Origin of the sequence: Saccharopolyspora soli, from assembly GCF_022678645.1 — a bacterium.
Classification (GTDB): domain Bacteria; phylum Actinomycetota; class Actinomycetes; order Mycobacteriales; family Pseudonocardiaceae; genus Saccharopolyspora; species Saccharopolyspora soli.
Genome location: NZ_JALBWV010000090.1, coordinates 20,885 through 28,249, shown reverse-complemented (window position 1 = coordinate 28,249; position 7,365 = coordinate 20,885). Strand labels below are relative to the sequence as shown.

6 protein-coding genes and 1 pseudogene are annotated in these 7,365 nt (G+C 70.8%); 1 reads left to right on the top strand and 6 read right to left on the bottom strand.

What is annotated here, in order from left to right:
• Positions 1-220: 220 nt before the first annotated feature.
• From rpe to MOQ72_RS39695, 3 genes are all read right to left on the bottom strand, one after another.
• Positions 221-901: a ribulose-phosphate 3-epimerase gene (gene rpe, locus MOQ72_RS39705; RefSeq protein WP_242191130.1), complete on the bottom strand. Its 681-nt coding sequence runs from the start codon at positions 899-901 to the stop codon at positions 221-223.
• Between the two features lie 175 nt (positions 902-1,076).
• A complete protein-coding gene (locus tag MOQ72_RS39700) occupies positions 1,077-2,495 on the bottom strand; it encodes an amino acid permease (RefSeq protein ID WP_242191128.1) in 1,419 nt (472 codons plus the stop codon).
• A gap of 129 nt (positions 2,496-2,624) precedes the next feature.
• A complete protein-coding gene (locus tag MOQ72_RS39695) occupies positions 2,625-3,032 on the bottom strand; it encodes an OsmC family protein (protein ID WP_242191127.1) in 408 nt (135 codons plus the stop codon).
• A gap of 104 nt (positions 3,033-3,136) precedes the next feature.
• Here MOQ72_RS39695 and MOQ72_RS39690 point away from each other — a divergent pair.
• Positions 3,137-4,476 (top strand): annotated as a pseudogene (locus MOQ72_RS39690) (APC family permease).
• Positions 4,477-4,502: 26 nt separating this feature from the next.
• Here the strand turns inward: MOQ72_RS39690 and MOQ72_RS39685 are convergent.
• From MOQ72_RS39685 to fmt, 3 genes are all read right to left on the bottom strand, one after another.
• Entirely contained in the window at positions 4,503-4,961 is a 459-nt protein-coding gene (locus MOQ72_RS39685; RefSeq protein ID WP_242191126.1) for a nucleoside deaminase, read from the bottom strand.
• A 70-nt stretch (positions 4,962-5,031) separates the two neighbouring features.
• Positions 5,032-6,444 carry an RsmB/NOP family class I SAM-dependent RNA methyltransferase gene (locus MOQ72_RS39680; RefSeq protein ID WP_242191125.1) on the bottom strand — a complete coding sequence of 471 codons (1,413 nt, stop codon included), beginning with the start codon at positions 6,442-6,444 and terminating at the stop codon, positions 5,032-5,034.
• Entirely contained in the window at positions 6,441-7,364 is a 924-nt protein-coding gene (gene fmt / locus MOQ72_RS39675) for a methionyl-tRNA formyltransferase (protein ID WP_242191124.1), read from the bottom strand. The genes MOQ72_RS39680 and fmt overlap by 4 nt, the downstream gene beginning before the upstream one ends.
• Between the last annotated feature and the right edge of the window lies 1 nt (position 7,365).

Below are 7,365 nucleotides of genomic sequence, written 5' to 3'. Positions count from 1 at the left end.
CCAAAAAACACGGGGCCTGGGGGCCTGGCTTTTTTTAAAACCACACTGGCGGGGGCTGGCGCGCCCTGGGGGGCCCGCCGGGTGGTGTGGGGGTCCCGGGTTGGCCCCCGGGCACCCAACCCACGAGCCTCTACCAGCGCAAACGGTACTGCGCGCCAGGTGGGCGCCGGAGGACCGACCCCGACACGCGTTGGTTCCCATCGAAACGGGAATCCGTTCGTCAGTGCCTGGCGTGCGCGAAGGCCGGTGCCGCCTTGGCGCGCAGGGCTTCGATGGCCGCGGCCGGGTCGTCGGCGTTGTAGACCGCCGAGCCCGCCACGAAGCAGTCCACCCCGGCCTCGGCGGCCTGCTCGATGGTGTCGGCGTTGATGCCGCCGTCGATCTCCACCAGCAGCTTGAGGTGGCCGGTGTCGACCAGTTCGCGGGCCTTGCGGGCCTTGTCCAGCACGTCGGCGATGAATTTCTGGCCGCCGAAGCCCGGCTCGACCGACATCACCAGCAGCGTGTCGTAGTGCTTGAGCACCTCGACGTAGGGCTCCAGCGGGGTGTTCGGCTTGATCGACAGGCCCGCCTTCGCCCCGGCGGCGCGCAGGCCCTTGGCGATGGCGATCGGGTCCTTGGCGGCTTCCACGTGCACCGTGACGTTGTAGGAACCGGCTTCGGCGTAGCCGATGGCCCAGCGGTCCGGGTCCTCGATCATCAGGTGGCAGTCGATCGGGATGTCGGTCACCTTCAGCAGCGACTCGACCACCGGCAGGCCCAGGGTCAGGTTGGGCACGAAGTGCGCGTCCATCACGTCCACGTGCAGCCAGTCGGCGCGCTTGCCGGGTTCGCCGTCCACGGCGGCGATCTCGTCGGCGAGGTGGGCGAAGTCGGCGGAGAGGATGGAAGGCGCGATCATCGGCTGGTTCGACACATGCGCGAGTGTAGGAGGGTGCGCGGATTGGCTTGCGTTGCGGTGCGGGTAGCGGAACCTCAGCGGCCGTCTCGACTCCGGGATCCCCGACTTACGTATGTCCCCCCAGGCGTCATTCGGTGCGGGCCGTCCTATGCCCACGGATTGGCTTGCGTGGCGCTCATTCGGGCGCGGGCGTCTCCGGCTCCGAGGCGGTCGCGGCCCGGCGTCGGTGGACGACGTAGTAGGCCACGCACAGGACGACGGCGAACGGCACGCCCGCTTTCCAAGCCGTGCTGAACGGCCCCAGGAACGGCGTCGTCAGCAGCACTGCCGCGAAGAACAACATGGCCAGCACCGTGGTCACCGGCGCTCCCGGCAGTTGCACCGGCGAGGGCGGCAGGCCCGCTGCGGCGCGCTGGCGCCGGAACGCCAGCTGGCTGATGAAGATCAACAGGTACACCACCAGCGCTCCGAACAGCGCCATGCCGAGCAGGATCGGGAATGCGGTGTCCTCGGCGAACACCGCCAGCGACGCCGCCAGCGCCAGCCCCAACGCGGACAGCACCAGCGCCCGTCGCGGCACCCCGTTGCGACTGACCACGGCGAACCACTTCGGCGCGTAGCCGTCCAGGGCGAGCGAGTGGGTCATCCGCGCGGTGATGTACAGGTTCGTGTTCATCGCCGACAGCGCGGCGGTGAGCACCACGAAATTCATGATCCCAGCCGCGGCCGGGATGCCCACCAGGCTGAACAACCGCACGAATGGGCTCTGCGTGACGTCGTCGGACGAAGACGCCTGGTTCCACGGCAGGATCGAGACCACCACGAGCATCCCGAGGATGTAGAACAGCGCCAGCCTCAGCACCGTGCTGCGGGCCGCGCGGGGCACGTCCCGCTCCGGGTTGCTCGACTCGGCCGCGGTCATCGAGACCGCCTCGGTGCCCAGGTAGGAGAAGGTGACCACGGCCAGCGCCAGCCACACCGCGCCGATGCCGTTGGGCAGGAACCCGCCGTGCTCGGTCAGCGCGCCGACCCCGGCGGGTTGCTGGCCGGGCAGGCCGAAGACGATGTAGACGACGCCGAGCACCACGAACACCACGATCGTGACGACCTTGATCATGGCGAACCAGTACTCGAACTCGCCGAAGAAGCGCACCGCGGCGATGTTGACCGCCAGCATCACCACCGCGAAGCCCACCACCGGGATCCACAGCGGCACTTGCGGGTACCAGAACTGCACGTAGAGCCCGGCCGCGATGACCTCGCTGCCGATGTTGACCACCTGCGCGGCCCAGTAGATCCAGCGCGACACGAAACCGGCGAGGCCGCCGAGGCAGCGTTGGATGATCGCGCCGAAACCACCGGCCTCCGGGTGGACCACGACCATCTCGGCCAGCGCGTAGGCCAGCGCGAGCACCGCGAACGCGGCCACCGCGTAGGCGAGGATCACCGCCGGACCGGCGATCGAGATGGCCAGGCCGGAGCCGAGGAAGAGCCCGGTGCCGATGGCGCCGCCGATGGCGATCATGCCGACCTGGCGGCCGGAAAGATCCCGGCGCAGCCCGGACTGCCGTACCGGTGTGGTCTCCTGTGCCACTGTGCCTCCCGCTCGTCGCGCACCACCAGCCGGTGCGCGACGAGCACCTTACGACGCCCTGCGGCCCGCCGTCGGCCCAGTTGCCGAGTTGTAGCGCAGTTTCCACCGACCGTCCGCGCGGGCGGTACGTCAGCGGGGGAGGGTGAGCTCGATCGGAGTGCCTTCCTCGACCGAGCGGCTGACCGTGCAGTACTTCTCGATGGCGCGCTGGACGGCTTCGACGACCTGGTCCGCGTCCTCGATCCCGCTGAGGTCGACGTTGAACTCGACCTGCACCGAGGCGAACTTGTGCTTGTCCTCCGGGGTCTTGGTGCGGTCGGCGTGCACTGTGATCTTCGCGTCCTCGCCGAGCCGCCGGACCAGCAGGTTTTCACTGGTGACGGCCGAGCAACCGGCGATCGCGGCGAGCAGCAGCTCACCTGGGGTGAACGCCTCGGGGGCGCCGTCGCGTCCGATCGTCACCTCGGCGCCGCGCGGGTTGGTCGCGGTGAAGGTGTGCTGGCCTGTCCGGGTCACTTCGACCGGAGTGGAAGACATTCGTACCACCTGACGTTGGTTGCTGTTGCTGATCCAGCCTCGGCGCGGGACCGTGCCCGGTCAACCACATCGAAGGCTGCGTTGTTCCGACCAGGATTGAGGCCATGACCACTACTTCCGATGAAGGGCTGCAGCGCCGGTTGTCGCTGCGCGACCTGATCGTCTCCGGACTGCTGTTCATCGGTCCGTTGGCGCCGGTGGGCGTTTTCGGCGTGCTGGACGCGCGCAGCAGCGGCGCGGTCGCGCTCGTCTACGTGGTCGCGACCGTCGCGATGGGATTCACCGCGTGGTCGTACGCGCGGATGTCGGCGGCGGTGCCGAAGGCTGGTTCGGTGTTCGCGTACGCCTCGGCGGGCCTGGGGCGGGCGCCGGGGTTCGTCGCGGGCTGGATGATCATGCTCGACTACCTGTTCATCCCGAGCGTGGCCTCGTTGTTCGTGGGCATCGCGACGAATTCGCTGGCGCCGCAGATCCCGGTCTGGCTGGCGACCGGAGCGGCGATCGTGGTGATCACCGCGCTGAACCTGACCGGGTGAAGGTCGCGGCGATCGTCGGCACTGTGGTGCTGGTGGTGGAAATCGTGCTGCTCGCGGTGTTCGTCGTCGCCGCGCTGGTGGTGCTGGCCGCCGAGGGCACGAACCGCTCGTGGCTGTCGCCGCTGGTCGGGGTCGGCGGCTTCGCGCCGCTGGCCGTGCTGGGCGCGGTGTCGGTGGCGGTGCTGTCGTTCCTCGGGTTCGACGCGATCGCGTCGTTCGCCGAGGAGAACACCGGCTCGTCCCGCCAGGTCGGGCGGGCCCTGCTGTTCTGCCTCGCGTTGAGCGGCGTGCTGTTCTTCGTGCAGACCTACTTGGCGGCGCTGCTGAACCCCTTGACCCCGCAGCAGTTGGCGCTGGACGCGGACGCGCAGGACGCGGCGTTCTACGACATGCTGCGGGCGTCGCTGGGCGGCTGGCTGGCGGTGGCGGTGACAGCGGTGAAGTCGGTCGCACCGGCGTTCTCGGCGATGGTCGCGCAGGCTGCGGTGAGCCGGTTGCTGTACGGGATGGCGCGGGACGGCCAACTGCCAGCGGCGCTCGGCCGGGTGGACCGGCGGGCGCACGTGCCGCGCAACGCCACCCTGCTGGCGGCGGTGGTGACGCTGATCGTGTCGGTGTGGGCGGCCTCGGCCGACGACGGGTTGGAGGTGCTGTCGTCGATGGTGACGGTCGGCGCGCTGACGGCGTTCATCCTGCTGCACGCATCGGTGATCGGTTACTTCGCGGTGTCCGGACGGGATCGCAGAACGTCCACTGTGGTCATCCCAGTGATCGGTGTGGTGGTCTCGGCGGTGGTCCTGGTCACGGCGAGCCCGCTGGCGCTCGCGGTGGGCGCGGTGTGGCTCGTGCTCGGCCTGATCGTCTACGTCCTACCCCGCCGCGCCACCACCCCACCGCCCACCGACTGACCACCACCCAACGCACGTCCCGGTGGTCAGTCGGTGTCCTCGCCGATGTCTTCGTACCAGAGGCGGGGGTTGGCTTCGATGAACTCGGCCATCAGCCGAGTGCATTCGGGATCGTCCAGCAGCACGACATCCACGCCGTGCTCGGCCAACCAGTCGTGGCCGCCGTGGAAGTTGCGGGCCTCGCCGATGACGACCCGGCCGATCCCGAACTGGCGCACCAATCCGCTGCAGTACCAGCAGGGCGACAACGTGGTCACCATCGTGGTTCCAGCGTACGAGCGCTGCCGACCCGCGTTGCGGAAAGCTGCGGTCTCACCGTGCACCGACGGATCGTCGTCCTGCACCCGACGATTGTGCCCACTACCGAGCACCTGCCCATCGGGCCCGATCAACGCCGCCCCGATGGGGATGCCACCCTCGGCGAGCCCGGTCTTCGCCTCGCCGACCGCGACCGCCAGCCACCGCCGGTAGTCCTCTTCGGACACACGCCACCTCCCGCAATCCACTCGTGAGCGGTAATGGCCGCTATTACGACCACAACCACTCACGACTTCGTCACACCCGCAGCAGGGCGCAGAACATCGCGTCGGTGCCGTGGCGGTGCGGCCACAGCTGCACTCCCGGCCCGTCACCCAGGTCCGGCACGTCCGGGAAGTACTGGCGCGCGTCCAGCTGCGCGACTCCGGTGCGGCGCAGGACATCGGACACCACGCCCTCGGTCTCCGCCAGGTGCGGCGAGCACACGACGTAGGCCACCACACCGCCCGGCCGCGTCAGACCGATCGCCGACAGCAGCAGCTCTTGCTGCAACTTCGTCAGGTCGCCGACGTCCGACGGCTGCCGCCGCCAGCGCGCCTCCGGTCGGCGCCGCAGCGCTCCGAGCCCGGTGCACGGCGCGTCCACCAGCACTCGGTCGAAGCCGGGCTCCAGGCCGGGCTCGCGGCCGTCGGCCACGTGCACCGCCACCGACAGCCCTTCGGTCGCCTGCCGCACCAAGTCCGCGCGGTGCGGCGCCTGCTCCACCGCGTCCAGCGTGCCGCCGTCGAGGGTGACCAGCGCGCCGAGCAGGTTGGCCTTCCCACCCGGCCCGGCGCACAGGTCCAGCCAGCGCAGATCCGAACCTTCGACCTCGGGCCGGGTCAGCGCCAGCGCCGCCAGCTGGCTGCCTTCGTCCTGCACGGCGGCGAAGCCTTCGCGCACCGGCTCCAGGTCGCCGGGGTCACCGGCGCCCGCCTCCAACCGCACCCCGTACGGCGAGTACGGCGCCGGGTCGCCGCCGGTGATGGCGGCGAGCTCGTCGGCGCTGATCTCACCTGGTCGCGCCGTCAGGTGCACCGCCGGGCGGGCGTCGTCGGCGGCCAGCGCCGCCGCCAACTCGTCGATGCCGAGCGCGTCGGCGAAGGCTTGCGCGATCCAGCGCGGGTGCGCGTAGCGCATCGCGAGGTGTCCGACCGGGTCCGTGGCGCGCGCCGGAGCGAGCTTGTCGACCCAGCCCTGTTCGTCGAGTTCGGCGGCGCGGCGGAGCACGGCGTTGGCGAAACCGGCCAGCTTCGAACCGGATTCGAACCGCACGATGTCCACAGTGGACGCCACGGCGGCGTGCGCCGGGATCCGGGTGCGCAGCAGTTGGTAGACGCCGATGCGCAGCGCGTCGAGCATCATCGGCTCCAGCTCGGCCAGCGGCCGGGTGCTGCAGTCGTCGATGACGGCGTCCAGCAACCCCTGTGCTCGGCAGGCGCCGTAGGTCAGCTCGGTGGCCAGCGCGGCGTCCCGGCCGGTGATGCGGCGCTGCTTGAGCAGCGGTGGCAACGCGAGGTTGGCGTAAGCGTCGCGTTCCCGGACCGCGCGCAGCGTCTCCACCGCGGCGAGGCGGGTCGGGTCGACGTCCAGCGGCCGGGCCGGACCGGATTTGCGTTGCGGCGGCCGGGACTTCGACGGCCGGGACGGCCCACGGCGGCGATCGTTCACTTGAGCCGTTCTCCTTGCTCGATGCGGGTTCCGCGGGCCCAGTCGGTGGCGGCCATCCGCTTCTTGCCCGCCGCTTGCACTTCGCCCAGCGCGACCGCCGAGGTTCCGGTACCCACCAGCACGCGGCGCCGTTGCACCTGGATCTCGCCCGGCGGCAGCTCTTCGTCCACGATGGACACCGGGCCGAGCTTGAACCGCTCGTCGCGCAGCAGCGCCCACGCGCCGGGATCCGGGGTGACCGACCGGATCAGCCGGTCCACCGCGGTCGCCGGGGCGGTGAAGTCGACCCTGGCGTCCTCGACGGTGACCTTGGAGGCGTAGCTGACACCGTCGTCCGGCTGCTCCTCGGCGCGCAGCGTGCCGTCCTCGATGCCGTCCAGGGTGGCGGTCAGCAGTCCAGCTCCGGAGACCGCCAGCCGGTCCAGCAGCTCACCGGCGGTGTCGGTGGCGCGCACCTCCTCGGTGACCACGCCGAAGACCGGTCCGGCGTCCAACTCGGGCACCAGGCGGAAGGTGGTGGCGCCGGTGATCTCGTCGCCGTGCCGGATGGCCGCCTGCACCGGCGCGGCGCCGCGCCACGCGGGCAGCAGCGAGAAGTGCAGGTTCACCCAGCCCAACTTCGGGATGGCCAGCGCTTCGGCCCGCAGCAGCGCGCCGTAGGCCACCACCGGGCAGCAGTCGGGGGCCAGCTCGCCGAGCCGCCGCAGGAAGTCGGGATCCGACGCACGCGCGGGCGTGAGCACCTCGATGCCGTGCTCGTCGGCGAGCGCGCCTACCGGGGAACGCAGCACCTTGCGGCCGCGTCCGGCCGGGGCGTCCGGCCGGGTGAGCACCGCGACGACCTCGTGCCGGTCGGAGTCGAGCAGCGCCTGGAGCGCGGGCACCGCCGGGGCGGGCGTGCCAGCGAAGACCACCCGCATG